This is a genomic window from Lysinibacillus sp. 54212, from assembly GCF_036662795.1.
GTDB lineage: Bacteria > Bacillota > Bacilli > Bacillales_A > Planococcaceae > Lysinibacillus_B.
The window spans coordinates 1-25,314 of sequence record NZ_JBAFWZ010000025.1 but is presented as its reverse complement, the minus strand read 5'-3'; the positions used below and the strand labels follow the sequence as shown (position 1 = coordinate 25,314).

Annotated in this window: 28 protein-coding genes; 22 read left to right on the top strand and 6 right to left on the bottom strand. The window is 40.9% G+C overall.

Translation table 11 applies throughout. From position 1 onward, the window contains the following. The first annotated feature begins 10 nt into the window (after nucleotides 1–10). The 6 genes from atpA (at nucleotide 11) to murA (ending at nucleotide 6,418) form a co-directional block, all read left to right on the top strand. Nucleotides 11–1,519, top strand: a complete 1,509-nt coding sequence (gene atpA, locus V4T18_RS14955) for a F0F1 ATP synthase subunit alpha (protein WP_332650668.1) — start codon at nucleotides 11–13, stop codon at nucleotides 1,517–1,519. Between the two features lie 165 nt (nucleotides 1,520–1,684). Next, nucleotides 1,685–2,542 (top strand): ATP synthase F1 subunit gamma, encoded by an 858-nt coding sequence (gene atpG / locus V4T18_RS14950; RefSeq protein ID WP_332650666.1) that lies wholly within the window; start codon nucleotides 1,685–1,687, stop codon nucleotides 2,540–2,542. A gap of 52 nt (nucleotides 2,543–2,594) precedes the next feature. Next, on the top strand, nucleotides 2,595–4,010 hold the full coding sequence (gene atpD, locus V4T18_RS14945) for a F0F1 ATP synthase subunit beta (protein WP_332650664.1): 1,416 nt from the start codon (nucleotides 2,595–2,597) through the stop codon (nucleotides 4,008–4,010). 24 nt (nucleotides 4,011–4,034) lie between these two features. Beyond that, a complete protein-coding gene (locus V4T18_RS14940) occupies nucleotides 4,035–4,442 on the top strand; it encodes a F0F1 ATP synthase subunit epsilon (RefSeq protein WP_332650662.1) in 408 nt (135 codons plus the stop codon). Between the two features lie 64 nt (nucleotides 4,443–4,506). After that, nucleotides 4,507–4,746, top strand: a complete 240-nt coding sequence (locus V4T18_RS14935) for a DUF1146 family protein (RefSeq protein ID WP_332650660.1) — start codon at nucleotides 4,507–4,509, stop codon at nucleotides 4,744–4,746. Between the two features lie 367 nt (nucleotides 4,747–5,113). Then, nucleotides 5,114–6,418, top strand: coding sequence for a UDP-N-acetylglucosamine 1-carboxyvinyltransferase (murA, locus tag V4T18_RS14930; RefSeq protein WP_332650657.1), 1,305 nt, complete (start codon nucleotides 5,114–5,116; stop codon nucleotides 6,416–6,418). A 467-nt stretch (nucleotides 6,419–6,885) separates the two neighbouring features. On the opposite strand, the gene V4T18_RS14925 is transcribed toward murA, so the two are convergent. Together V4T18_RS14925 and V4T18_RS14920 are read right to left on the bottom strand one after the other, a co-directional pair. After that, nucleotides 6,886–7,074: a hypothetical protein gene (locus V4T18_RS14925; RefSeq protein WP_332650656.1), complete on the bottom strand. Its 189-nt coding sequence runs from the start codon at nucleotides 7,072–7,074 to the stop codon at nucleotides 6,886–6,888. A gap of 246 nt (nucleotides 7,075–7,320) precedes the next feature. After that, on the bottom strand, nucleotides 7,321–7,524 hold the full coding sequence (locus V4T18_RS14920; protein WP_332650654.1) for a hypothetical protein: 204 nt from the start codon (nucleotides 7,522–7,524) through the stop codon (nucleotides 7,321–7,323). A gap of 103 nt (nucleotides 7,525–7,627) precedes the next feature. On the opposite strand from V4T18_RS14920, the gene spoIID reads away from it, so the two are divergent. The 10 genes from spoIID to V4T18_RS14870 all read left to right on the top strand — a co-directional run bounded on the left by spoIID (nucleotide 7,628) and on the right by V4T18_RS14870 (nucleotide 14,642). After that, complete coding sequence (gene spoIID / locus V4T18_RS14915) at nucleotides 7,628–8,485, top strand: stage II sporulation protein D (protein WP_332650652.1); 858 nt, start codon at nucleotides 7,628–7,630, stop codon at nucleotides 8,483–8,485. 65 nt (nucleotides 8,486–8,550) lie between these two features. Then, nucleotides 8,551–9,198, top strand: a complete 648-nt coding sequence (locus V4T18_RS14910) for a M23 family metallopeptidase (RefSeq protein WP_332650650.1) — start codon at nucleotides 8,551–8,553, stop codon at nucleotides 9,196–9,198. A 183-nt stretch (nucleotides 9,199–9,381) separates the two neighbouring features. Further along, on the top strand, nucleotides 9,382–9,648 hold the full coding sequence (locus V4T18_RS14905; RefSeq protein ID WP_332650648.1) for a sporulation transcriptional regulator SpoIIID: 267 nt from the start codon (nucleotides 9,382–9,384) through the stop codon (nucleotides 9,646–9,648). A 190-nt stretch (nucleotides 9,649–9,838) separates the two neighbouring features. Further along, the gene (locus V4T18_RS14900; protein ID WP_332650646.1) at nucleotides 9,839–10,840 is read left to right on the top strand and encodes a rod shape-determining protein; all 1,002 of its coding nucleotides are present in this window, start codon (nucleotides 9,839–9,841) and stop codon (nucleotides 10,838–10,840) included. Nucleotides 10,841–10,950: 110 nt separating this feature from the next. Further along, nucleotides 10,951–11,790, top strand: coding sequence for a flagellar hook-basal body protein (locus tag V4T18_RS14895; protein WP_332650643.1), 840 nt, complete (start codon nucleotides 10,951–10,953; stop codon nucleotides 11,788–11,790). Between the two features lie 59 nt (nucleotides 11,791–11,849). Continuing rightward, entirely contained in the window at nucleotides 11,850–12,686 is an 837-nt protein-coding gene (locus V4T18_RS14890) for a flagellar hook-basal body protein (RefSeq protein ID WP_332650641.1), read from the top strand. A 20-nt stretch (nucleotides 12,687–12,706) separates the two neighbouring features. Further along, a complete protein-coding gene (locus V4T18_RS14885) occupies nucleotides 12,707–12,979 on the top strand; it encodes a DNA-directed RNA polymerase subunit beta (RefSeq protein ID WP_332650639.1) in 273 nt (90 codons plus the stop codon). 274 nt (nucleotides 12,980–13,253) lie between these two features. Further along, a complete protein-coding gene (gene fabZ, locus V4T18_RS14880; protein WP_332650637.1) occupies nucleotides 13,254–13,691 on the top strand; it encodes a 3-hydroxyacyl-ACP dehydratase FabZ in 438 nt (145 codons plus the stop codon). A gap of 101 nt (nucleotides 13,692–13,792) precedes the next feature. Beyond that, nucleotides 13,793–14,176: a hypothetical protein gene (locus tag V4T18_RS14875; protein WP_332650635.1), complete on the top strand. Its 384-nt coding sequence runs from the start codon at nucleotides 13,793–13,795 to the stop codon at nucleotides 14,174–14,176. 97 nt (nucleotides 14,177–14,273) lie between these two features. Next, the gene (locus V4T18_RS14870; protein ID WP_332650633.1) at nucleotides 14,274–14,642 is read left to right on the top strand and encodes a hypothetical protein; all 369 of its coding nucleotides are present in this window, start codon (nucleotides 14,274–14,276) and stop codon (nucleotides 14,640–14,642) included. A 56-nt stretch (nucleotides 14,643–14,698) separates the two neighbouring features. Here the strand turns inward: V4T18_RS14870 and V4T18_RS14865 are convergent, their stop codons facing one another. Further along, on the bottom strand, nucleotides 14,699–15,124 hold the full coding sequence (locus tag V4T18_RS14865) for a YwpF family protein (protein WP_332650631.1): 426 nt from the start codon (nucleotides 15,122–15,124) through the stop codon (nucleotides 14,699–14,701). Nucleotides 15,125–15,381: 257 nt separating this feature from the next. Here V4T18_RS14865 and V4T18_RS14860 point away from each other — a divergent pair, with 257 nt between their 5' ends. Next, nucleotides 15,382–15,822, top strand: coding sequence for a single-stranded DNA-binding protein (locus V4T18_RS14860; protein WP_332650630.1), 441 nt, complete (start codon nucleotides 15,382–15,384; stop codon nucleotides 15,820–15,822). Between the two features lie 237 nt (nucleotides 15,823–16,059). Here V4T18_RS14860 and V4T18_RS14855 read toward each other — a convergent pair whose 3' ends face one another. Then, the gene (locus tag V4T18_RS14855; protein WP_332650727.1) at nucleotides 16,060–18,813 is read right to left on the bottom strand and encodes a DEAD/DEAH box helicase; all 2,754 of its coding nucleotides are present in this window, start codon (nucleotides 18,811–18,813) and stop codon (nucleotides 16,060–16,062) included. Between the two features lie 15 nt (nucleotides 18,814–18,828). Then, entirely contained in the window at nucleotides 18,829–20,397 is a 1,569-nt protein-coding gene (locus V4T18_RS14850) for a hypothetical protein (RefSeq protein WP_332650629.1), read from the bottom strand. A gap of 152 nt (nucleotides 20,398–20,549) precedes the next feature. Here V4T18_RS14850 and V4T18_RS14845 point away from each other — a divergent pair, with 152 nt between their 5' ends. Then, nucleotides 20,550–21,107, top strand: coding sequence for a hypothetical protein (locus V4T18_RS14845; protein WP_332650627.1), 558 nt, complete (start codon nucleotides 20,550–20,552; stop codon nucleotides 21,105–21,107). A gap of 185 nt (nucleotides 21,108–21,292) precedes the next feature. Here V4T18_RS14845 and V4T18_RS14840 read toward each other — a convergent pair whose 3' ends face one another. Further along, nucleotides 21,293–21,766 carry a helix-turn-helix domain-containing protein gene (locus V4T18_RS14840; protein ID WP_332650626.1) on the bottom strand — a complete coding sequence of 158 codons (474 nt, stop codon included), beginning with the start codon at nucleotides 21,764–21,766 and terminating at the stop codon, nucleotides 21,293–21,295. 185 nt (nucleotides 21,767–21,951) lie between these two features. Between V4T18_RS14840 and V4T18_RS14835 the strand changes: the two genes are divergently transcribed. The 4 genes from V4T18_RS14835 (at nucleotide 21,952) to V4T18_RS14820 (ending at nucleotide 25,098) form a co-directional block, all read left to right on the top strand. Next, a complete protein-coding gene (locus V4T18_RS14835; protein ID WP_332650625.1) occupies nucleotides 21,952–22,266 on the top strand; it encodes a hypothetical protein in 315 nt (104 codons plus the stop codon). Nucleotides 22,267–22,498: 232 nt separating this feature from the next. Further along, on the top strand, nucleotides 22,499–22,975 hold the full coding sequence (locus tag V4T18_RS14830; protein ID WP_332650623.1) for an IDEAL domain-containing protein: 477 nt from the start codon (nucleotides 22,499–22,501) through the stop codon (nucleotides 22,973–22,975). Nucleotides 22,976–23,225: 250 nt separating this feature from the next. Next, nucleotides 23,226–24,107 carry an NERD domain-containing protein gene (locus V4T18_RS14825; protein WP_332650622.1) on the top strand — a complete coding sequence of 294 codons (882 nt, stop codon included), beginning with the start codon at nucleotides 23,226–23,228 and terminating at the stop codon, nucleotides 24,105–24,107. A gap of 331 nt (nucleotides 24,108–24,438) precedes the next feature. Then, a complete protein-coding gene (locus V4T18_RS14820; RefSeq protein WP_332650621.1) occupies nucleotides 24,439–25,098 on the top strand; it encodes a hypothetical protein in 660 nt (219 codons plus the stop codon). Nucleotides 25,099–25,314: the final 216 nt, after the last annotated feature.

Sequence of the window (25,314 nt, the reverse complement as noted above, 5' to 3'; positions counted from 1 at the left end):
GTGAACATACATGGGCATCAAAGCTGAAGAAATCAGCAGTCTGATTAAACAGCAGATTGAAAATTACCAATCTGAATTACAAGTAAGCGAAGTAGGTACAGTTATCCGCGTTGGTGACGGTATTGCTCTTGCTCATGGCCTCGACAACGTCATGGCTGGAGAGCTTTTAGAGTTCTCTAACGGTGTAATGGGTATGGCACAAAACTTAGAAGAAGGTAACGTAGGTATCGTTATTCTAGGTGACTACCTTGGCATCAAAGAAGGCGATGAAGTTCGTCGTACAGGTCGTATCATGGAAGTACCAGTTGGTGACGCACTAATTGGTCGTGTTGTAAACCCATTAGGTCAACCAGTTGACGGATTAGGTCCAATCAACACAGATAAATCTCGTCCAATTGAAAGCCCAGCTTTCGGTGTAATGGCACGTAAATCAGTTCATGAGCCATTACAAACAGGTATCAAAGCGATTGACGCGCTTGTACCAATCGGTCGTGGTCAACGTGAGTTAATTATCGGTGACCGTCAAGTAGGTAAAACATCTGTTGCAATTGATACAATCTTAAACCAAAACGGTGAAAACATGATTTGTATCTATGTTGCAATCGGTCAAAAAGAATCTACAGTACGTGGCGTAGTTGAAACGCTTCGTAAAAACGGTGCATTAGATTACACAATCGTTGTAACAGCTTCAGCTTCTCAACCAGCTCCGCTATTATTCTTAGCGCCATTTGCTGGTGTAACGATGGCAGAAGAATTCATGCTACAAGGTAAGCACGTATTAGTTGTATATGATGACTTATCAAAACAAGCATCTGCTTACCGTGAGCTTTCATTATTATTACGTCGTCCTCCAGGTCGTGAAGCTTACCCTGGTGACGTATTCTACTTACACAGCCGTTTATTAGAGCGTGCTGCAAAGTTAAACGAAACTTACCAAAATGGTTCTATTACAGCATTACCGTTCGTAGAAACACAAGCAGGGGATATCTCAGCTTACATTCCTACAAACGTTATCTCTATTACAGATGGTCAGATCTTCTTACAATCTGACTTATTCAACTCTGGTGTACGTCCAGCGATCAACGCCGGTTTATCAGTATCACGTGTAGGTGGTTCTGCTCAAATCAAGGCGATGAAAAAAGTTGCTGGTACATTACGTCTAGACTTAGCTGCTTTCCGTGAGTTAGAGTCATTCGCTCAATTCGGTTCTGACTTAGATAAAGCAACTTTAGCTAAATTAGAGCGTGGTAAACGTACTGTTGAGGTTCTTAAACAAGACCTAAACAAACCACTTAAAGTTGAAAAGCAAGTAGTGATTCTTTATGCATTAACTAAAGGTCACTTAGATGATATTCCAGTAGCTGATATCACTCGTTTCGAGGGTGAATTATTAAGCTGGTTAGATTCAAACCACACTAGCGTATTAGATCATATCCGTACGACAAAAGATCTTCCAGCTGATGCAGATCTAGTTGAAGCGATCAACGCTTTCAAAAAGACTTTCGCAAAATCTGAGTAATATCTAGATAAAGGATATTCGAGCGCGTATTGCATCCGACAAGCGCTGGAGAATACTCACAAATGTGCTTGCACATGAAGGGAGTATTTGAAGCGACCTCGAGGATGCTGCGAGAATATCTAGATAACGGTTCTTGATACAATAACAAAAGGTGGTGAAATACCAGTGGTAAACTTACGCGAAATTAAAGGTCGTATTAACTCTACAAAGAGCACGCAAAAAACGACAAAAGCGATGCAGATGGTTTCGTCTTCGAAATTACGTCGTGCAGAGCAAAACGCAAAAGCTTATGTTCCTTACATGGAGAAAATTCAGGACGTAGTAGGCGCAATCGCAGCAGGTACAAAAGACAGTGGACATCCAATGTTAATGTCTCGTCCTGTTAAGAAAACAGCTTATTTAGTAATTGGTTCTGACCGTGGTTTAGCAGGTGCTTATAACTCAAGTATCCTTCGTCAGCTACAACGTGTAATTAACGAACGTCACAAATCAAAAGATGAGTACGTTATTTTTGCAATCGGTCGTGTTGTCCGTGATTACTTTGTAAAACGTGATCATAATGTCATCGGCAGTGTTGTTGCTCTTCCTGACCAACCTACATTTGCTGATATTAAAGAAGTCGCTCGTAATGCTGTTGGTATGTTCATTGATGGTGCATATGATGAACTTTATATGTACTATAACCACTTCGAAAGTGCTATTTCTCAAGTAGTAACGGAGAAAAAGGTTCTTCCTTTAACTGATATTGCACCTTCAAGCACAAATGCTGCATATGAATTCGAGCCTTCAGGTGAAGCAATTCTGGAAGTATTACTTCCTCAGTATGCAGAAAGCTTAATTTTCGGCGCCTTATTAGACGGAAAAGCAAGTGAACATGCTTCTCGTATGACGGCAATGCGTAGTGCAACAGATAATGCATCTGACTTAATTGCAGACTTATCTCTTCAATACAACCGTGCTCGTCAAGCGGCAATTACACAAGAAATTACAGAAATCGTTGGTGGAGCTGCAGCCTTAGAATAGGTCTGCACCTCGCACTGACTTCGTATAAGAATACGATAGGAGGGTACACATCATGAACAAAGGACAAGTTCTACAAGTAATGGGTCCAGTAGTAGACGTTAAGTTCGAAAACGGCCAATTACCAGCAATCTATAACAACTTAACTGTTAAGATTGAACGTCCAAACCAAGAGCCAACTCTTTTAGCTCTTGAAGTTGCAATCCACTTAGGTGACGATGTTGTTCGTACAATCGCGATGTCATCTACTGACGGTTTACAACGTGGAGCAGAAGTTATTGACTCAGGTAAAGCAATCTCAGTACCTGTTGGTGACGTAACATTAGGTCGCGTATTTAACGTACTTGGTGAGGTTATCGACTTAGGTGAAGAAATTCCAGCAGAAGCTCGTCGTGATTCAATTCACCGTGAAGCTCCAGCTTTCGATCAATTATCAACTACTGTTGAAATCCTTGAAACAGGTATCAAAGTAGTAGACTTATTAGCACCTTACATTAAGGGTGGTAAGATCGGTCTATTCGGTGGTGCCGGTGTAGGTAAAACAGTATTAATCCAAGAATTAATCAACAACATCGCACAAGAGCACAGCGGTATCTCTGTATTCGCAGGTGTAGGTGAGCGTACTCGTGAAGGTAATGACTTATTCCACGAGATGACTGACTCTGGCGTTATTAAGCAAACTGCCATGGTATTCGGTCAAATGAACGAGCCACCTGGTGCGCGTATGCGTGTAGCGTTAACTGGTCTTACAATGGCGGAGTTCTTCCGTGATGAGCAAGGTCAAGACGTACTATTATTCATCGACAACATCTTCCGTTTCACACAAGCAGGTTCTGAGGTTTCTGCCCTATTAGGTCGTATGCCTTCTGCGGTAGGTTACCAACCAACTCTTGCTACTGAAATGGGTAAATTACAAGAGCGTATCACATCGACTAACAAAGGTTCTGTAACATCGATTCAAGCGATTTACGTACCAGCCGATGACTATACTGACCCAGCTCCAGCTACAACTTTCGCTCACTTAGATGCAACAACTAACTTAGAGCGTAAGTTATCTGAAATGGGTATCTATCCAGCCGTTGACCCATTAGCTTCAACTTCTCGTGCACTTTCTCCAGAAATCGTTGGTGAAGAGCACTATGCAGTAGCTACTAACGTTCAACGTACAATTCAACGTTACCGTGAGTTACAAGATATCATCGCTATCTTAGGTATGGACGAGTTATCTGACGAAGATAAGCAAACAGTAGAACGCGCACGTCGTATTCAATTCTTCTTATCTCAAAACTTCCACGTAGCAGAGCAATTCACTGGTCAAGAAGGTTCTTATGTACCAGTTAAAGAAACTGTTCGTTCTTTCAAGGAAATCCTTGAAGGTAAATACGACCACTTACCTGAAGATGCTTTCCGTTTAGTTGGTGGCATTGAAGAGGTAGTAGAAAAAGCTAAAGGTATGGGCGTAGAGGTTTAATTCTAACGGCGAGGAGGAAAAAATATGAAGACAGTAACAGTCAATATTGTCACTCCCGACGGCCCAGTATACGATGCTGAAGTAACAATGGTTATCGCCAAAACAACTTCAGGTGAAATTGGTGTGCTTCCAGGCCATATCCCTATGGTCGCTCCACTTGCAATTGGTGCAGTGAAGCTGAAAACAGAAGGCGGTCAAACTGAGCTTGCGGCTGTTAACGGTGGTTTTATTGAAGTACGTCCAGACAAGATTTCGATTTTAGCTTCTTCTGCAGAGGTTGCTTCTACAATCGATCTTGCTCGTGCAAAAGCTGCGTTAAATCGCGCTGAGCAACGACTTCAAAAGAAACAAGATAATGTTGATTTCAAACGCGCTGAGTTATCGTTAAAACGCGCGATTAATCGTATCAATGTTCATGAGGGTAATATCTAAAATAGGAAGCGGACAGATTGTTCTGTCCGCTTTTTTTTAACATTATTGAAGGAGTGTCAATATAATGGATATATATGCACAATTTGGTCAACAGGCGGTCTTTGGCATTGCATCACATCTTTTTTTTATAGCAGTCAGTTTTTATGCCCTACAAGCATTTCGTTTAGAGCAACTATTTAAAAAGGGTCGAACATTTCAAATACAATTAATCTATATTCTTTTAAGTATCGCAATCGGTTCAACCGTATCCAACTTCCTTATTAGCTTTTCACAATGGTCACAGCAGCTGCAGTATTTATTCTAGTATAATGAATAAGTATTCATTCTATTATATGCATTGTAGGGGGAAATAAGTTTGTTGTTTATCGCTACAGCGTTTATAATTTCCCGGGTAATATTAAATATTCATAATTATATAGATTAATTTGTGATATTTAATATCGGTATAATAACTTTTTGTTGTTTGTTGTAAATTCACCATATTTGTAAAGAATGCGTAATATAAAATATATAGCTTATTTACACAAATTAACGTAAAATAGTGATTTGGGAGCTTGTATCCAAATGAGTAACAAGGTAACATTGATTTTGTTGTATAAATTGAACTATTAATCTTTTAAATATATTGTGGGTTTACAGTTTCGTAACAATTGTATTCGGAGGGACGAATTGTGGATAAAATTATTGTAACTGGCGGTCAAACGCTCAAAGGTAATGTTAAAGTAGAGGGCGCAAAAAATGCTGTATTACCGATTTTAGCAGCCGCTTTATTAGCTTCAAATAAGGAAAATGTGATTAAAGATGTGCCAAATTTAGCGGATGTATATACAATTGCTGAAGTATTAAAAAGCTTAAATGCTACGGTTGATTATAAGGAAGACCAAAACGAAATGATCATTGATGCTAAGGCTACTCTTTCTAGCGAAGCACAATTTGAATATGTTAGTAAAATGAGAGCGTCTATTTTAGTAATGGGTTCACTGTTGGCTAGAAACGGATTTGCTCGTGTTGCATTACCAGGAGGATGTGCGATTGGTTCACGTCCAATTGAGCTGCACCTGAAAGGCTTTGAGGCAATGGGTGCGGAAATTTCATTTGGTCATGGTTATGTGGAGGCAAAAGTAGCAGATCGCTTACGTGGTGCCCAAATCTATTTAGATTTTCCTAGTGTAGGAGCGACAGAAAATATTATGACGGCAGCCGCCCTAGCAGAGGGGACGACAATTATCGAAAATGCTGCAAAAGAACCTGAAATTGTTGATTTAGCAAACTTTATTAATGGTATGGGTGGTCGTGTAATTGGCGCGGGTACGGCGACAATTCGTATCGAGGGTGTCAAGGAGCTAACAGGCTGCACACATTATATCATTCCAGACCGTATTGAAGCAGGTACATTTATGGTAGCTGCTGCCATTACACGTGGGGATATTGTCATTGAAAACGCTGTACCTGAACATATGACAGCACTAATCGCCAAAATGCGTGAAATGGGTGTAGAGATTATTGAAGAGTTCGAGGGACTACGTGTGCGTGCTACTGGGAAATTAAAGGCTGTTGATATTAAAACAATGCCACATCCAGGTTTCCCAACAGATATGCAATCGCAGTTGATGGCGCTCATGTTAACCGCTGAAGGAACGAGCATTATTACTGAAACTGTTTTTGAAAATCGCTTTATGCATGTGGAAGAATTCCGAAGAATGAATGCCGTTGCGAAAATTGAAGGACGTTCGGTATTTATTGAAGGAAGCACATCACTTCAAGGTGCAGAAGTTGCAGCGACTGATTTACGTGCTGCTGCATCATTAGTTTTAGCAGGCTTAGTATCAGAAGGTGTTACACGCGTCACAAAGCTTCATCATTTGGACCGAGGCTATGTTAAATTCCACGAAAAGCTGGCTGCACTCGGCGCAAACATTGAACGCGTATCCGAGCAAGATCAAAAAGCTTCTTCTAAAAAACAGGCTACGGCATAAATACAATATGCCGTCCATCGCATTCTTATGCCAATAATTTTTGATTTTTCACCGTAAGTGCCTTTTTTGTGCGCTTACGGTTTTTCATGTAGGAGAGGTTGAGCTAAAAACTAATACTCCTCATGGAATCAACGAAATTGGGCTTAGAATCAACAAAGGTAGGGACAGAATCGAAGGAATAATCCAATTAATACCAAAAACTGCTCGATTGGGTCTAAGAATTGCCCAATCTAACGTAAAAACCGCCCAATTAGTCCTCAGTTCCACCCAATCGGACCCCGAAATCACGGATAGGGTCGGCTTTTGTGCGGATAAGGTCTTCTTTTGTTCGGATAGCTTTCTTTTGATCGTATAGCAGCTCCTTTAGTGCGTATAGCCTCTGCTTATGTTCGGATAGGGTCGGCTTATGTGCGGATAAGGCCTTCTTTTGTTCGTATAGCAGCTCCTTATGTGCGGATAGCCGCTGCTTATGTGCGGATAGTCTTCTTTAGTGCGTATAGGGTCGGCTTTTGTGCGGATAGCACTCCCTTATGTTCGGATAGCGGCTGCTTTTGTGCGTATAGCCAGCTCTTATGTTCGTATAGTTGCTCCTTATGTGCGGATAGCACTCCCTTATGTTCGGATACCTGCTCCTTTAGTGCGTATAGCCTCCTCATTTGTTCGTATGACTCCATCTTTTGTTCGTATAGCAGCTCCTTATGTGCGGATAGTCTTCTTTTGTTCGTATAGCCGCTGCTTATGTTCGGATAGGGTCGGCTTATGTGCGGATAGTCTGCTCTTATGTTCGGATAGCTACTCCTTTCGTGCGTATAGCACTCCCTTTTGTTCGTATACCTGCTCCTTTAGTGCGTATAGCCTTCTTTTGTTCGTATACCCGCTGCTTATGTGCGGATAGCCGCTGCTTATGTGCGCATAGCACTCCCTTTTGTTCGGATACCTGCTCCTTTAGTTCGCATAGCCTCCTCATTTGTTCGGATAGCAGCTCCTTTCGTGCGCATACCACACGCTTTTGTCCGGATGACTACTCCTTCCAAAATCATCCCACCAAAAATCCAATCAAATCTCTGTCCACAACAATCTTTCCGCCATCCTAACCCTATATTCACTGTAGAAGAAACTAATTTTCATCCTATTAGAAATATATTATGAACTTCCAACATACAATGGCGTATGAAAAGAAATATTATACTTTTATTATTGTTCTGCCTTATGTTTGTATTACCTTTGTTTTCTTATAAGCGAGCTACTACTACTAAACCAGCTGAAGAACGCTGTGAGATTTTCATAACACTCTCACCAACGAACACGCAAATACCTTTAGAAGAATATATTATCGGTGTCGTTTCTGGAGAGATGCCTGCTAACTTTCATCCAGAGGCGCTGAAGGCACAAGCGATAGCCGCGCGTACTTATGCTATTTATCAAACGAATTATGGAGAAAAGCCGATTCTTCAAACAACGACGCATCAAGTGTTTCAATCAAAGGAAAAGCGCCAGCAAAAATGGCTCGCTACCTTTGCAGAAAATGAAGAAAAAATTACGCAGGCTGTGCAAGCAACGGCAAATGAAATACTAACGTATAACAAAGAGCCCATTACGGCGATGTTTCATGCCTCTTCAAATGGTAGGACAGAATCAGCCCAAAACTTTAGTGGCAACGATGTTCCGTATTTACAATCGACCACCTCTCCAGAACAGCAGGCTTCTGTTGATGAATTTACCTTAAAGCAGTTGAACACAAAGCTAGGGACAAACTTCACCTTGCCACAAATACAAGCTGTAAAAATGACGCATAACAATACGAAGCGCGTGGAGACGATCACGATTGCAGAGAAGGAATGGACAGGGAGAGATTTCAGAGAGGCACTTGGCTTACGCTCTACTGATTTTACAATTGAATTGAAGGAAGGCAAAATTCAGTTCCATACGAAGGGCTACGGACATGGTGTAGGAATGAGTCAGCACGGGGCAAATGAATTGGCGAAAAAGGGGGAAGAAGTGTACGATATACTGTCCCATTACTACTCAGGAACGGATATTTCAAAGGTTAGTTGTCCGCCGAAATAAAATTTCAAATATTTGTTGTTTAAAATTTCCTTTAGCTGTTAACACTGGGGCTAGAGGTGATGAATATGCGAGAGGACAAACAAATTAATCCTACTCCAAAAAACTTTTTTGAAAAGCCGTGGTTTTGGCCGGCAGTTTATGCAGGTGTGGCGCTAATTATTATTGCATTTATTTTGCTTTACAATGCGTTTGCAGAACCAGAAAAGCCTTCAGATTTAACACAGCCTGTATCTGATCCAAATCCAGTAATACAAACGAATTCAGCAAAAGAGACGATGAAATTTCCGTTTGATGAAAAATCTTTAAACAACGTGAAGATTTTACAAGACTTCTATGATATGACTGCAGATGCTGAAGCTCGTGAAAAGGCTTTGCTCGTATTTAAGCAAACATATCAGACATCTAATGGACTATCAATTTCTATTAATAGCGAGCCATTTGAAGTTTTAGCAGCCATGAGTGGTGAAGTAAAAGAGGTCAAGCTGGATGCATTCACAGGAAATGCAATTACGATTGAGCATGCTAACGGGATGACTACACGTTATAGCTCACTCAAAGACATTCTAGTAAAAGAAGGCGATAAAATAACGCAGGGCGAGCCACTTGCAACATCGTCTGAAAATGAGTGGAACCCAACAGCGGGGATTCACCTGCATTTTGAAGTGATGAAAGAGGGCGAGTACGTTAACCCTCGAAGCATGCTAGGATTCTAAAAGAATAGCTTCATACTGCGTTAAAAGGACACATCTCGCCTTATTTTTTGCGAGATGTGTCTTTCTGTCTGAAAGTAGTTCTACCTATCGACAAGAGCGCATAAGCTGAATAAACAAAAAGGCACACCAATTTTTCACAATAACTACTGCACCTTCTAATATCCGATTCGAAAGGAAGAGAGAGTGCACGAACATATTCGGCATCGCTGCGTTCGACTAGGAGAACTACTGCTAGAAACAGGGGAAACTGTTCGCGCAATCGCTAAAGTTACTGGCTACTCAAAAAGTACCGTGCATAAGGATTTAACGGAACGCTTAGGGCAGGTGAATGAAGTACTTGCACAGGAAGTAAAGGAAGTGTTAGCGTACCATAAATCGATACGGCACTTGCGAGGAGGCGAAGCGACTCGCAAAAAATGGCAACAAAAGCAAATTCAAAAGAGTGACTAGAAAGGCATTTAGACATGTTGAAACGCTGTCTAAATGTTTTTTCGTTTGGAAAATTCCGTCTATTTATTAACTGAAAGTGGAAATTATGAACATAAATATAGATGTAATTACGTAGTGAATATGATAAAATATTCAAGATAAACAGATATGCACGTATACAAGCTAGAAATGCTGGGAAGGAGATAAAAAAATGTTTTCAAAAGATATTGGCATCGATTTAGGTACAGCAAACGTATTAATTCACGTAAAGGGGAAGGGCATTGTATTAAATGAGCCTTCTGTAGTAGCAATTGACAAAAAATCAAATAAAGTACTAGCTGTAGGTGAAGAGGCACGTCAAATGGTAGGGCGAACACCAGGCAATATTATTGCTATTCGACCACTAAAGGACGGTGTAATAGCTGATTTCGATGTGACGGAAGCAATGCTGAAGCATTTTATTAATAAATTAAATGTTAAAGGCTTTTTATCGAAACCACGTATTTTAATTTGCTGTCCAACAAACATTACAAGTGTTGAGCAAAAAGCGATTCGTGAAGCGGCTGAAAAATCAGGCGGCAAAAAGGTATATCTAGAGGAAGAGCCAAAAGTTGCTGCAATCGGAGCAGGCATGGATATTTTCCAACCTAGTGGAAATATGGTCGTAGATATTGGCGGTGGAACAACAGATATTGCGGTATTATCAATGGGCGATATTGTAACGAGTGAATCAATTAAAGTTGCTGGGGATGTTTTTGATAATGATATCCTACAATACATAAAGAAAGAGTACAAGCTGCTAATCGGAGAACGTACAGCCGAGGCAATTAAAATGACAGTTGGTACTGTTTTCCCGAATGGTGAACGTGATGAGTCAATGGAAATCCGTGGACGTGATATGGTGACAGGCTTACCACGTACTATTACTATACATTCAGGTGAAATTGAACGTGCGCTACACGAGTCGGTTGCGATGATCGTTCAATCCGCAAAAAACGTTTTGGAAAAAACACCACCAGAACTATCGGCAGATATTATCGATCGCGGGGTTATTTTAACAGGTGGCGGTGCATTACTACATGGCATGGATCAGCTGCTAGTCGAGGAGTTAAAGGTACCTGTTTTTGTAGCTGAAAATCCAATGGACTGTGTGGCGATTGGCACAGGCATTATGCTTGATAATATCGACCGTGCCACAGGTTCAAGTTTATAAACATTAACCGAAATTAAATATAGCTGAGTCAATTTCATAAAGGGTAATGTTCAAATTCGATGATGGAATTTTGATAGAGCTAGATAAAAAAACGAATTGAGGTGGCACCTTTGTTTAAAGGGTTTTATACAGTAACTTCAGGAATGATCGCACAACAGCGTAAAACGGAAATATTAACAAATAATATGGCAAATGCAAATACACCAGGCTATAAAGCAGACCAATCAACAATTCGCTCCTTCCCAGATATGCTTATGTCTGCGATTAAATCGAATGGGGTACCAACAAAGCATGGGTTAAATATTTTAACGGCAACACCAGTAGGCGCGGTTAATACAGGTGTCTACTTACAAGAAACCTTAGCAAACTATACACAAGGTTCCTTAATTGAAACAGGCTTATCGACGGATGTGGCATTAATGGATGGCTATTTACCAATCGATGAACAGTCTGGAAACCAGGGCGCGCTGTTCTTCCGACTACAGCATCCCGATGGTAATGAGGCATACACACGTAACGGTAACTTTACATTAGATGGTGAAGGCAACCTTGTAAATGGTATGGGACTTTTTGTGTTAGATAGTAATGGACAACGAATCACGCTCGAAAATGATAAATTTTCTATCTCACAAGAAGGAAATATCACGGATGAAAATGGCGTGCAAGTAGCACAGCTTGGCGTTTCATTCGCAGCAAATACAGATGTGTTAATGAAGCAGGATAACGGATTATTCCGCATGCTTGAGGGAGAGGCCTTACCTTCAGCGTACGCGGTAGAGGGTGTTACATTTGGTCTACAGCAACAATATCTTGAAGGCTCTAATGTAGATGCATCAAGATCGATGACAGAATTACTAACAGCCTACCGTGCGTTTGAAGCGAATCAAAAGGTACTGCAAACATATGATCGAAGTATGGAAAAGGCAGTAAATGAAATCGGTAAAATTTAACCTCTTTCAAGGCTAGCAGGACGCTCGCTCACTATTAAAACACACTGGAGGATAACAAGATGCTTCGTACAATGATTACAGCTTCAAATACATTAGGTCAATTGCAAACGAAATTAGATACAATCGGTAACAATATTGCCAACAGCTCGACACATGGATATAAAGCAAAGCAAGCTACTTTCCAGGAGCTCTTGTATCAGCAATATAATAACGATAAACTAGATAGAACATTACGCCAATCACCAGTCGGCATTCGCTACGGTGTGGGCGCACATATTAGCCAAATTCAGTCGAATCAAACACAAGGCGCACTGCAAACAACAAACCGTGATCTTGACTTTGCGATGACAAAAGAAAATCAGTATTTTAATATTTTATTGCAGGATGGTGACGGCACTCGTACGGCGTATACACGTCAAGGGAATTTCTATGCTTCGCCGATTGGAAATGGCAATGTTATGCTTGTGAATGGTGATGGCTATCCTGTAGGGGACGCTAATGGAAATGCGATTACATTCCGCGATGATGTATCGGGTTTTTCTCTGTCAGGTGAAGGTACATTAAATATAAATTATAATGACGGCACATCACAGCAGGTGGCATTGGGTGTTACACAGATTACAAAGCCACAAGTAATGGAGCAGCTGGATGGCACGTACATCGCTCTTCCGAATAACTTAAACGAGCTAGGTTATGCAGAAGGTGATATACTAACAGAAATGCAAGGTGCAGATCGTGCGGGAATTAGTATGGAGGCAGGTATGCTAGAAGCTTCAAATGTCAATTTATCGCAGGAAATGACAGACTTAATTTCCACACAGCGTTCCTATCAATTTAACTCACGAGCTGTCACAATTGCTGATCAGATGCTAGGACTTATTAACGGCATCAGATAAGGTAATAGGGAGAACAAATTATGACGATTGAACAAAATCAAACACCTGATGAAAAGCCAAAGAGAAACAGGCAACAGGAAGAAAATGAAATAGATGCTAAGCCAACAAAATGGGTGAGACTTCGCCTAATTCCGATCCCGTTACGCATCCTTCTTGTCCTACTGTTAATAGTCGGTACGGCATCACTAGGTGTAATCGTTGGCTATTCAGTTATCGGGGGTGGAGAAGCTGTAGATGCATTTAAATGGTCGACTTGGCAGCATATTCTCGATATTATGAATGGTAAAGAATAGAACAGTGCGCTTGCTATAGGTAAGCGCACCTTTCCATGTTCCTATCCTTTCATCCGTTGTTTAATTTTTATCATTTAGGAAAGATTAATGTTATTATAAGTCATTACCCAAACATGTACTTGAATAAAAATGAAGTTCTATTTTATGAAGCACATGCAGCGAAAGGTGGCCACGCCCTCGGAAAGCGTCCTCTTGTAGTGGAATGTGCTATCACGTACAAATTTTAGAGTAGAACCAAATATAGATAGATTGAATAAATCGCAGGGGGTTACCAATGTTAACAACAGAACAAATTCAAGCAATACTACCACATCGCTATCCATTTTTATTTGTCGATCGAATTTTAGAGGTTGAAAATGGAAAACGCGCGGTCGGTATAAAAAATGTATCGGTCAACGAGGACTTTTTCAATGGTCATTTTCCTGGCTACCCAGTTATGCCAGGTGTGCTAATTGTTGAAGCATTAGCACAGGTCGGTGGTGTGGCTCTATTAAATGCAGAAGAAAATAAAGGTCGTCTTGCTTTTTTAACAGGCATTGATAATTGTCGCTTTAAACGTCAAGTAGTACCAGGGGATCAATTAAAACTAGAAGTAGAGTTCGTGAAGCTACGTGGTCAAATGGGTAAAGGACATGGCGTTGCAACTGTAAATGGCGAGCTTGTTTGTGAAGCAGATATTTTATTCGCTTTAGGACCAGTAGTTCAGCCTTAATTTGCATTTCTGACGTAAAGGATATAGAATATAAAAGTTGAAATATTCTTTTCATATTCGTATGCGCAGGTTTGGCTTTAAACGTAGGAGGTTTTAAATAGATGTATAAAGAACTGTCTTCAGGCGTCAAAATAAGCATTACTAGATCGATCTCAACGTCTTTTGAATCATACTTAGCTAGTATTGGTTGGGATGAAGAAAAATTTTCGATGGAAGATTTTGTTGCGAGCTGGCAAAAATACTTTACAGAAAATGCTGCTTGGTTCGATAAAGTACCACAAGAAATATTAATTGACCCACAATTCCATGAAGAAGTTGCAAAAAAAATGGATGAAGTGATTGAAAAAGTACTAAATGAAAAACCGACAAAAAAACAAATTGAGTCAATTGAAAAAATGCAGCAGCAATTAGGTACAAATTATTCTTTTGATTGCAAGGCTGAAGCAGCTTATGTTGAAGGGCTTTTAAAAGAAAAATTAAAATAGATTCAAACATGTTAGGATAGTTCCTTCCGTTCTCGGGCACTCTATGTACGACCACGCACATAGTGGTTCAAAGCTTGAGAAAGGAGGGAGTTTTTTTATGCTAAAAAAGGGTTTCATCGCTTTATTGTTCGCACCATTGCTTCTCGTCGGCTGTAATATGGATAACAATGATGTTAACGAGGAAACACCGATGCAGGATGTCGAGCGAGGTGTTGAACGTGGTGTAAATGATGTTCAGGATGCACTTACACCAGATAACAAACCGTATTTGGAAGACAATGGAGACGATACATTGGTAAATCCAAATAACAATAATGATGTAATGAATGGCAACGGTGCCGGTAGAAACGGCTATACTGCACCTACTGAGGGCAATAATGATACTCGTATAGATGAAAAGGATGGCGTAGATGTCATTGAAGAAAAGCCCGATAACAAAGTCAATGATAACGTAGATAACCGTTAAACAGGAAGCTAATTCATAAGTGGCCGCTTATGAGTTAGCTTTTCTACATATTCGCATTAAACACCCTTAAGTTTAGGGCGAACCTTCATACCATATTGAAAGCGGCTAAGGAGCTCATCCTTTGATAAATCTTCCTCTAGTAGCTCTTTTAGTAATTGCTCTGCATATTTTTTTCGCGGTGCCGTGAGTGTTCCTTTTAATAAGACAGAAATATGGTCACCGATTTCACGGATTACACTCACTACGACTGTAAAAGGTGCAGGCTCATTATCTGGGAATGAAATAACGACGCGCGCTTTAAAAACGTCAGAGGATTGTAAAAGTGCAGCAAAGTCTGCCTTGTACGCAGCTGGAATATATAGCTCGAGAATCCACGATTGATGACTATTCTCTTGATTAATAATAATGCCATCTGTCAGTGGTATTTGCCTCGTGCCGTTCTTCGTTGTCATGTCGAATGACAACATTTTAAAAGATTTCATCCACACCCACCTGTCCTTCCAACAATTTGTATTCTTATTATATCATAGAAAAATTGCAAGTTCTTTAATTAGAGCATTTTCAAAAACCTGATAAAACAAACATAAAAGAGTGAAAAAAGTCGAAAAAAATAATTTGGCAGGTGTCTAAGTTTCGAATTTGACACATGAAAAGAGAGCGGATTTCGCTATTTAGCGTTTTGCCATAATGGAATCGTATCCGTTATGCTAGCATCAATACAACGAAGGGAGGTGTGTGAATGAATCAAGTCGGGCTAGTCGGTCGTTTAACGAAAGACGCTGCACTTCGACAACTTTCGGGCAATAAATCGACAACAAGCTTTGTGTTAGCGATTAACCGAAACTTCCGAAACAATCATGGCAATATTGATGCTGACTTCGTATTCTGTAATGCATGGGGAAGGCTAGCGGAACGGATCTCGCAATATTGCGGAAAAGGGTCATTGATTGGTGTCAATGGTAGGCTCCAGTCGAGATCCTACACGAACAAGGACAATGTAAAAATTTACACAATGGAAGTAGTTGTTGAGGATGTCCGATTTTACGCGCTTAAATCGAGAGAAGAGAAGCTCGCGCAAACAGAGCAGCCAACTCATTCTGTCGAGCAGGATCCAGAAGTAGAGCAATTTGTACTACCAGAAGCGGAAGAAGAAGGAAAAGAAGTATCGATGACATTCTAACTCGTAAATGTAGAAGGTGAAAGAGATGATAACATGTTTTCGTTATGAACATTAGAAATAGGGGTGATCGTACAAAGTCCAGTAGTGACCGCACAATTTGTATTCCCATTCTTTTTAAAACGGTGGCATGTCGCTATCTGCCGTTTTCAATACTTATTACAACTGAATATGCATAAAAGTAAGCAACTAAAAAGAGAGTCTTTCCTCGTGGCGCTAACAAGGTAGACTCTCTTCCAATTATTTTAATACGACCGTATCTAGCTTCATTAAATCCATCAGCTCGCCATCATCCAGCTCGGTTAACCATTGACTCGATTGGATTAATTCCTCAGACAAGGCGGACTTGATCGAGATCATTTTATCGATTTTTTCTTCAATCGTACCAATCGTAATAAACTTATGCACCTGCACAAATTGTGTTTGCCCAATTCGGTAGGCACGGTCTGTTGCTTGATTTTCAACAGCAGGATTCCACCAGCGATCGGCATGCAGGACATGATTCGCTGCAGTTAAGTTGAGTCCCGTTCCACCCGCCTTTAACGACAGTAGGAAAATTGGGAATTCTCCAGCCTGAAAAGCTTCTACTAACACGTCCCGTTGTTGCTTAGGAGTACGACCAGTTAAAAACGGTACGTCAACATCATATAACTCTGAGAAACAATGCTGCAGTAGCTGCCCCATTCCGATATATTGTGTGAATATTAGGCATTGCTCCCCACTTTCAACGATTTCCGCCGCAAGCTGTACAATACGCTTTACTTTAACGGAGCGCTGGAGTAGATCGTGAGCATCCTCAAACGGCTCCTTTAAATAGAGTGCCGGATGATTACATAGCTGTTTTAGCTTGTTTAACATTTTTAGTATTCGCCCTTTTTTCTCAAAGCCAGTGAGCTGTTCGAGCTGCGCTAATGTGTCTTCAATATAGCCCTCATAAAGCGCGGCCTGCTCAGAGGTTAATGGACAAAACTCCTGCATTTCCTGTTTATCAGGCAAATTAAGCATCAAATCCGGATCCCGCTTTGTACGACGCAGCAGGAATGGACGAATTTTCATACGTAGGACATGCTTATGTTTATCCGATTCATCCCGTTCAATCGGTAGGATAAATTGCTCCTGGAATTTGCCGAAGCTACCAAGATAGCCTTTATGAATAAAATCAAAAATGGCCCACAGCTCGGATAAACGGTTTTCGACAGGAGTCCCTGTTAAGGCAATATGATGTGCACCTTTTAGCTTTCGAATTGCTCGAGATTGCAGCGTTTGCATATTTTTAATATTTTGGGCTTCATCAAGAGCAATTGTAGACCAATCCGTATGCTGTAGAAACTCTGCATCCTGTGAAATGGTACCAAATGTCGAAAGTACGATATGTGGCTTTTCCTTACTTAAAAAGGAAGAGAAAGCTTCATCCTTTAAGCGATTGGACCCGTAATGTGTATGCACAGAAAGGGATGGTGAGAAGCGTGCTAGCTCCTTTTGCCAGTTGCCAAGTACGGAGGTTGGACAAATAATAATCGTCGGCTTTTCCTCCTGCAATGTTTCATACGTATAGAGAATATACGTAATAAGCTGCACCGTTTTCCCGAGCCCCATATCATCGGCTAAGCATGCACCAAACTGCTGCTGGCGCATAAAAGTGAGCCATTCAAAGCCCTGCTGCTGATATGGACGGAGCTCAGCGTGTAAGCCCTGCGGAACAGGAACCTCAGGCAAGCCTTGCTTTAGCTGCAACCTCTCTAAATAACCTTGCAGCGATTTTTGCATCTCAAAGGCAAACATTGGATCATCCCGGTCTCCATCATCCTCTTCATCGAGAGGAGCGGTTAATGTTTCCGGTAGCTCACGGAATAATAGCTCGCGAACGGTCCAATTTTCTTCCTCTGCCTGTGCCATCAGCTCGCGCATTTCTTGCATCCAAGTAGCATCAATACGGAACCATTCTGTACCGATTCGAACAAATTCACGCTTTTCCTCGACCAATTTACGGAATTGCTCGGCTGGCATGTCTTCACCGTTCATCGAAAACTGCCATTTAAACGTTAAAATATCATCCAGTCCAGCGACCTTTTTCGTCGGCTGATTATTCGCACTAACGCGTACCTTAAGCTTCGACTGTCGGAGCTCCTTCAGCCAAGCCGGTAAAATAATTTCAAAGCCAAGCGACTGCAGCTTCGCTAGGTCATGCCTAAGGAAGCTACGAACCTCTGCATCCTGTAGTGGTACATATAAAAAGTAGTTGGGCGAAGGATAACTGTGCTCAAAATGCAGCAGGCTCAGCATTTGTCCCTGTAAGTTTTCGATATCTGGCGCAAGGTCCACCCATTTTTCAGGAAGCGCCATTTCAATTGGTAATGCTCGCTTACGAACAGCAGGCGTCCAATGCTTTGCTATAGAAGGAGAGATTAGCACCGTTTCGAGTAGCCAATCGTCCTCATTTTCAGGCGGCTCACTTAAACGAAGCGCTACTTGTACATTGCCAATCGTTCGCAGGGTTTGCAATGGCCATCCACCTTGCTGAAAATAGGGAAGTAGCGCTGGAATATCTTCGGTCGTTAAGCCGGATTTCGTCAGCTTTTGTCCGACTGCTACAGTCAATAATTCAGCCTTGTCAATTGTGAAGGATAGCTCATCCTCCTCAATACTTGCATGCAGCCAAGACGAACCATCCTGCCAATGGGGAAGCATGTTTTGAACCGCCTGTAAATGCTGCGCGGATTTTTCATCAGCTCCCTTAAGCTGTAACAGGGGATGCTTGTAGCTGTCGGTTAGTAAATCGAGTAAATCAGCCGCTGTCATTATTAAATCACGTTCGTCTAGCTTGAGTGACAAGCCATAAAAGCTCGGCTCGTATTTATAATAAAGGAGCGGTGCCCAATTACTCGGTGGATAGATTAAGCCATCTTCATTTAACGCCATAACTGAATAATAGCCTGGCCTAATTTCGTCAATCTTCAACCGCAGTGTTTTGACGAACGGAATCTTTTCAATCATCACAGACTCTACTCCTTAGGATAGTAAATTTGCTTTCTCAAGCTCTTCTTGAAGCGCACGAAGTCGTTTAAATTGCCCCCGTACCGTTTCGATATAATCGTCGAAATACTGTACTTTCCCTGCTTTTTTGGCAGCAGATTTCATCGACTTCCAAATTCGTGTCGCCTGCTTATAGTTCATACGCGATTTTTGTCGTACTTCTTCCATTGCATAATGATGATAGAGTGGCAGCAAGACTCCCGGATTTACCTTTAAAACCTGCTTGAGTCCACACGCTTCTAAATGCGAAATAGAAGAAGGATATAAATGATGCAGCGCAACCCATTCATCGTACCGCTCCCTACGCAATAAAAAATCAGAGTACGGTTGAATGCCGTAACGTCCGAATGCCCCATACAACAGCATCTCTTCCTCATCGTTGAGTTCGACCTCAGTATACAGTGTGTTTAACTGACGAACGAACATTTGACGCTGATGCGGAACGAGCACCTCATTAATGTAGTAGGGCAAATGAGGGAGCATAGCCTTTAAAATAAGTGTCGCTGATTGCTCATCGTTTTGATTCAAGGCAAAGTGAACAATCGCCTCGTAAATTTGAATTTGATTCGCATCGACATGCTGAACGTTCTCTACGATGGCTTCGCGATTCTTTAGCTTAATGTGGAAAATGAGCTCGATAATTTTTATAGGGAACTCAATATCAGGTAGCGTACCTTGTAGTATTTCTAGCTCCTGACTTGCCCGCTGTCGCTCATTGAAAATTGTATCCCAGCATCGTAGATAAAATTTTAATCGGTATTGTAATAAGCCTTTTCCCTGGAGAAGAAGCTGTCGCACCTGCTCCTGCAAGGCATCATAAAATGGATCCGTAGCAAACAGCCGCGATCGCGTACCGAGCTCATCCATTACATCAGCCCCATAGTCATAGCGCTTATCAATCGCATAATGGAAATACTCTGAGGTCATCGGTGAATCGGTTTTTATACAATGTGCCCAAAGCTTATTCAGCACAGCTAGCTCGATAAATAATTTAAAGAGGGGCTGCCATTCACGCTCATATGGCATATAGCGGCGCAGTTTCCCATGAGCACTTTCAATAATGGATGTGACAACATAGCTTTCAATGCGTCGATTGGACTGAAGAATATGCCCCATCACCTCATCAACCATCCGTTGCCAGCTCTCCGGACTACGCTCTGCCGCCAACTGATTCAACTGCACATTTTTTTTAGCTCGCCAATTCGCAGCCCAATCCTGCACCGAGCCAAAATGCTGATACAGCCCGAGCATTACACCAAGCTGATGCCGACAAAGCTTTTGCGGACACGTACATTGTACACCATTATAGTGAAAATCAATCATCACCTCCGCAGGCCGCACATCCTGCACAACCGTATACAGCTTCGAGGCAGTCGGATTATACCGCTCAAACAGCACCGATTTATTTCTCACCGAAAACACAGCCCGTCGCACAATCTCCTCATCCTCAGCCGAAGAAGGATGCAGCTCACGTTCATATTTCTCCAAAACCCTAAGAATAAAGTCCTTATTTTCAAGCGCAATCGCCGTAATAGAAAGCCCCATCATAACCTCTCCTAAAAAAGTCGTTCCTTTTATTATAGCTCGAATTTGATTCACAGGTAAAGATACCGACTCCAGATACCATCTCCGGTCGACAAAGTAGCATCTAAAAGAAACGTGTATGTACAGAAAGCGTATTTGTGGACAAGAGGAGCGTGTATGCGAACAAAAGCAGTGTGTATCCGCACAAAAGAGGTGTGTATGCGAACAAAAGGATAGGCTATCCGAACAAAAGAGGTGTGTATGCGAACAAAAGGAGCGTGTATCCGCACAAAAGAGGTGTCTATCCGAACAAAAGGGAGCCAACCGCACAAAAGAGGGGTGTATGCGCACAAAAGAGAGCCACCCGCACAAAAGAGGCGTGTATGCGAACAAAAGGATCGGCTATCCGAACAAAAGCAGTGTGTATCCGCACAAAAGCGGTGTCTATCCGAACAAAAGAGGCGAGTATCCGAACAAAAGGGAGCCATTCGCACAAAAGAGGCGTGTATGCGCACAAAAGGAGCGTGTATCCGCACAAAAGAGGTGTCTATCCGAACAAAAGGGAGCCAACCGCACAAAAGAGGGGTGTATGCGCACAAAAGGATCGACTATCCGCACAAAAGAGGCGAGTATCCGAACAAAAGGAGGCCATCCGCACAAAAGAGGCGAGTATCCGCACAAAAGCAGCCCCCATCCGCACAAAACAGCATCCAACTACTAAAATCAATTAAGCAGCCCCCTAAAAATACAATCAAACTTTTAAAGTTATCAAAAAAAGCAACCTTACTAGGTTACTTTTCACACGCGCTCCCATCTCGAGCCCCCGTCTTTAGATAAGCCGCCGCCCAGGCCCCGCTTCCGCACGCGCTCTAATCTTCAGTTCCGCCCAGCCCCCAGATCGGTTCCGGCTCCCGCTCTAGTCTTCCTCTCCATCCCCGTTTTCAAGCTTTTCAATTTTTGTTAGTAAATCCGCCTGTAAAGAAACGATCGTACGAATCGCGTTTAAGCATCTTTTTTGTTTTTTGCTATCGAGCATGGCAAGCTGACTAATCAATTCACGTATTTCGGGTGTCGAAGAAATGAAATCATAATAGGCCTCGCCATAATTTGTCGAGTAGCGCTCCCATATTTCCTGGGTCTGCAAGGCCATCTGCTCAGCGGTTAGACGCCTTCGTTCTCTCGGTCGATCAAATAACATATTAAGAAATGTCTCATCAGATATTGCAAATTTTTCTTTTAATTCAAGCACAGTGTTAAAAGGAAGAGGACGCTCACCATTTTCATAATTTGAGTATGTATTAGGTTTTAGATTTAGTCGATAGGCTGCCTCCGTCAAACTAATATTCAGTTCATTTTTACGAAATTCTCTTAAACGTTGATGAAAGGTCACACAAATCCCTCCTTTTATTACCTAATCTAAATTAAGCTCCTATTAATAATAGCAAATCCCACGCTCCGTGGAAAAAGGATTCTCAGAATGTGGGATTTAAGAAAAATGACTCATAAATGATATATAATTTTGCATAATATTGTAAGAATGTTAGGAGGAGAGTTATAATTTTGAAGGTCTATAAAATGAATATTTCTTTTGTAGCAAATGACGTTGTAAATGATAGAGCTTTTCATTGGACCCTAAATTTGGGCATCCACGAAAAAGCAAAAACGAAATTGATTATTAAATCCAATAAAATGTACAGGGAATTTAATCGGATTATTTTGAATGGCTATTATTATGACAAAGTTATTTTCGATTTTAAAAAAGGGATCATCATTATTACACAACGAAATTATAACTACGATGCTATACATAATTTACTTGAAGGGGTTACCGTCTATTCGAGTAACTCGATTTCGTTTTCGACGAGCATACGTCGACGTAAATTTCAATAATGTGGAAGTTTGAAAAAGGAAAAGTATGGGTATATTACTGTTAAGAAAATATCTAATGCTAAAGAATTATTTTATAACCTGATTTTTCAAATTAAACACATTTTTGATGATAGAAACCGTTTTTGTCTCAAAAAATTATTGAAAGGGGCGAAAATGTATATAAATACCTATCCGAAATGTTGTGTTATTTCTCTTAGAGTCAGAATATTTTAACTATTAGGAGGGGTATTATATGATTACTGTTCAATTCATGAAGCCTTTTTACACAAAAGTATCTGGGACAAAAATGCGCTTAGTGTTTGCATATCAATATTTTTCAATTTTGAAGGACGAAGAAGTGTATCATTTCATCCCGATTGAAGGTAAGGAAATGATTGTCAATCTAACGACGATGCAGGTGGAAAATTTATCTGAGGTGTTTGTATTCCAGCGCGGCAACCGATTTATTCGTCTACCACTTTATCAGCTTTTATTAGTCTCAAATGTGCACGAGCATTTGAAGCCAATTTTAGAGGGAAAAACTGCCGAGGTAAAAGCAATCGAGCATGAGACTGTGGAAATTGATGAGGAGGTACAAGGGCTCATCCAATCTTTAGAGGAGGCAAACCTTTCGCGATTAATTGACGATGCCTTAGCCCAACGCAATGAAGAATTATTTTATGATTTAATGATGAAAAAGGATAAATTTAATGGAGGCTATGCGATGTGAGCACGTTCTCCAGGTGAAAAAGCGCTAATTCTATAGAAGAATGGTGCTTTTTTATTTATCGGTTTAATCGGATTTTTCGAAATACTATTTTAGAAAATATTTGAAATTGAATAATAATATAAGTATAATTAGAATAGGTTCATAATTATTTTTAATGAATCTTTCCTCAACCCATTTTTCCTCTTTTTGCTTAGCAAAGGAGGACCTTTTTATTTCTACGTTTAAAAAGTCATTATTTCAATATGGACTTGTGACACTATCTAAGCGCTTGCATCCAGAGCATGAAAAGTATCCGCAAATACAAGATGAAATAAAACGCATAGAAGCTGGTGATTTCGGCGAGCGTTATTTGATTGAGTTGTTTGAAACGGAACTCAACCAAGATATGCTACTATTGCATAATATTTTTATTGGAAAGAATCAAATCGATCTACTTCTTTTAACGAAAAACTGGTGCCTACTTTTAGAAGTAAAAAATATTAAAGGCCATTTGATTTTCACGACGAACCCGCGACAACTAATTCGTCGGAATGAGGACGGAACCGAAGAGGTGTTCCAAAGTCCCGAAAGTCAGCTTGAACGACTTCATTTTGCTCTTGATGCATTTTTCAAGAAGCACGCTGTAAACCTCCCCATTTACAGCGCAATCATTTTCCCTTTTAACAACGTTATTATTGAGAAGTCAACAACCCAATTCCCGGTTTTTGTTGGCAAAGATATTTTAAATTATATTAAGTCGTTTAAAGTTGATAAAAACTATAGCAACATTGCAGCTCTTTCAAAGTTATTGCAAAATATCTCAACGCCTTGGCATCGCTTTCCTCTATGTGATTACTATAATATACCACCATATTTTATTCGAATCGGTGTAGAATGTACGCATTGCGGCACCATTCCGATGATTCGATTAAATCGTACGTGGAAGTGTGGAAGTTGTGGCGTCACTGATCGCCATGCTCATGTTAAAGCGTTGCAGGATTATTATGTGTTGATAGGAAATTATATAACAAGTAGGGATGCTTTGAATTATTTAGGATTAAGAAATCGTTTCGAAGCAATCCGAATTTTGAATTCGACTAGTATCCGCAGAATCGGTCACACAAAATCAAGCAAATACGAATTAAAACTATAAAAGTAAATTGAAGGAAAAAAGGTTGGGGAATCTAAAATTTTCTTATTCGAAAATTACTTTTATTTTAAGAGGTGCTGTTGAATAAAGGATCTGCATCGGAGCTGGAGCCGAATCCGAACAAAAAAGTGTGCTATCCATACAAGAGGTGTCCGTATCCGCACAAAAGGGGCCCATCCGCACAACAGAGTGCCTGCAAGTACATATAGCTACTATTTTTGCCTTGAGATTTCAGATTGGCGAGTAAATTTCAAAAAGTGGCTAGTATTTCAAAAAAATCGGCTAGTATTTTTCAAAAAGTGGCTAGTATTTTCAAAATTTTGGCTAGTATTTTTTGAAGAATGTGCTATTCGCACAAAAGGGGCCTATCCGCACAAGAGGTGTCCGTATCCGAACAAAAGCATGTGCTATCCGCACAAAAGGGGCCCATCCGCACAAAAGGTGTCCGTATCCGAACAAAAGAGTGTGCTATCCGCACAAGAGGTGTCCGCATCCGCACAAAAGCATGTGCTATCCGCACAAAAGGTGTCCATCCGCACAAAAGAGTGTGCTATCCGCACAAGAGGTGTCCGTATCCGAACAAAAGCATGAGCTATCCGCACAAAAGGTGTCCGTATCCGAACAAAAGCATGAGCTATCCGCACAAAAGGTGTCCGTATCCGAACAAAAGCATGTGCTATCCGAACAAAAGCATGTGTTATCCGAACAAAAGGGTGTGCTATCCGCACAAGAGATGTCCGTATCCGCACAAAAGCATGTGTTATACGAACAAAAGGTGTCCATCCGCACAAAAGAGTGTGCCATCCGCACAAAAGAGTGTGCTATCCGCACAAACCCCACCAAAACCCCCACCTCCCAACCAAAAAAGAAGACCCGTCCATTTTCAGTTCAGGTCTCCTTATCTATTTCTTATTCTTTACAAAACAACCAATCACTCTACATTCACAGAGTTGGTTCTTACATAGAATCATTTCTGATCAGTAAAAGGTGCTAGCTTCGTACCAAAAAGCTTTTGACTATTCGAATCTAGACTTATCCAGATAGGGGTTAATAACCCGCTAGCTTCGTACAAAAAACTCATGATATATACGCTTCTAGACTTATCTAGAAAAGGGTTTAAAATCCCGCTAGCTCCGTATCAAAAATCTTCTAATATATTCGAATCTAGACTTATCCAGATAGGGGTTAATAACCCGCTAGCTTCGTACAA

Bases quoted from the DNA above. Each gene is read 5' to 3' on its own strand.
- atpA (WP_332650668.1), top strand. From the start codon at position 11: ATGGGCATCAAAGCTGAAGAAATCAGCAGTCTGATTAAACAGCAGATT.
- atpD (WP_332650664.1), top strand. From the start codon at position 2,595: ATGAACAAAGGACAAGTTCTACAAGTAATGGGTCCAGTAGTAGACGTT.
- V4T18_RS14940 (WP_332650662.1), top strand. From the start codon at position 4,035: ATGAAGACAGTAACAGTCAATATTGTCACTCCCGACGGCCCAGTATAC.
- V4T18_RS14935 (WP_332650660.1), top strand. From the start codon at position 4,507: ATGGATATATATGCACAATTTGGTCAACAGGCGGTCTTTGGCATTGCA.
- V4T18_RS14925 (WP_332650656.1), bottom strand. From the start codon at position 7,074: ATGAGGAGGCTATACGCACTAAAGGAGCAGGTATCCGAACATAAGGGA.
- spoIID (WP_332650652.1), top strand. From the start codon at position 7,628: ATGTTTGTATTACCTTTGTTTTCTTATAAGCGAGCTACTACTACTAAA.
- V4T18_RS14910 (WP_332650650.1), top strand. From the start codon at position 8,551: ATGCGAGAGGACAAACAAATTAATCCTACTCCAAAAAACTTTTTTGAA.
- V4T18_RS14900 (WP_332650646.1), top strand. From the start codon at position 9,839: ATGTTTTCAAAAGATATTGGCATCGATTTAGGTACAGCAAACGTATTA.
- V4T18_RS14890 (WP_332650641.1), top strand. From the start codon at position 11,850: ATGCTTCGTACAATGATTACAGCTTCAAATACATTAGGTCAATTGCAA.
- V4T18_RS14885 (WP_332650639.1), top strand. From the start codon at position 12,707: ATGACGATTGAACAAAATCAAACACCTGATGAAAAGCCAAAGAGAAAC.
- fabZ (WP_332650637.1), top strand. From the start codon at position 13,254: ATGTTAACAACAGAACAAATTCAAGCAATACTACCACATCGCTATCCA.
- V4T18_RS14875 (WP_332650635.1), top strand. From the start codon at position 13,793: ATGTATAAAGAACTGTCTTCAGGCGTCAAAATAAGCATTACTAGATCG.
- V4T18_RS14870 (WP_332650633.1), top strand. From the start codon at position 14,274: ATGCTAAAAAAGGGTTTCATCGCTTTATTGTTCGCACCATTGCTTCTC.
- V4T18_RS14865 (WP_332650631.1), bottom strand. From the start codon at position 15,124: ATGAAATCTTTTAAAATGTTGTCATTCGACATGACAACGAAGAACGGC.
- V4T18_RS14860 (WP_332650630.1), top strand. From the start codon at position 15,382: ATGAATCAAGTCGGGCTAGTCGGTCGTTTAACGAAAGACGCTGCACTT.
- V4T18_RS14855 (WP_332650727.1), bottom strand. From the start codon at position 18,813: ATGATTGAAAAGATTCCGTTCGTCAAAACACTGCGGTTGAAGATTGAC.
- V4T18_RS14850 (WP_332650629.1), bottom strand. From the start codon at position 20,397: ATGGGGCTTTCTATTACGGCGATTGCGCTTGAAAATAAGGACTTTATT.
- V4T18_RS14835 (WP_332650625.1), top strand. From the start codon at position 21,952: ATGAATATTTCTTTTGTAGCAAATGACGTTGTAAATGATAGAGCTTTT.
- V4T18_RS14830 (WP_332650623.1), top strand. From the start codon at position 22,499: ATGATTACTGTTCAATTCATGAAGCCTTTTTACACAAAAGTATCTGGG.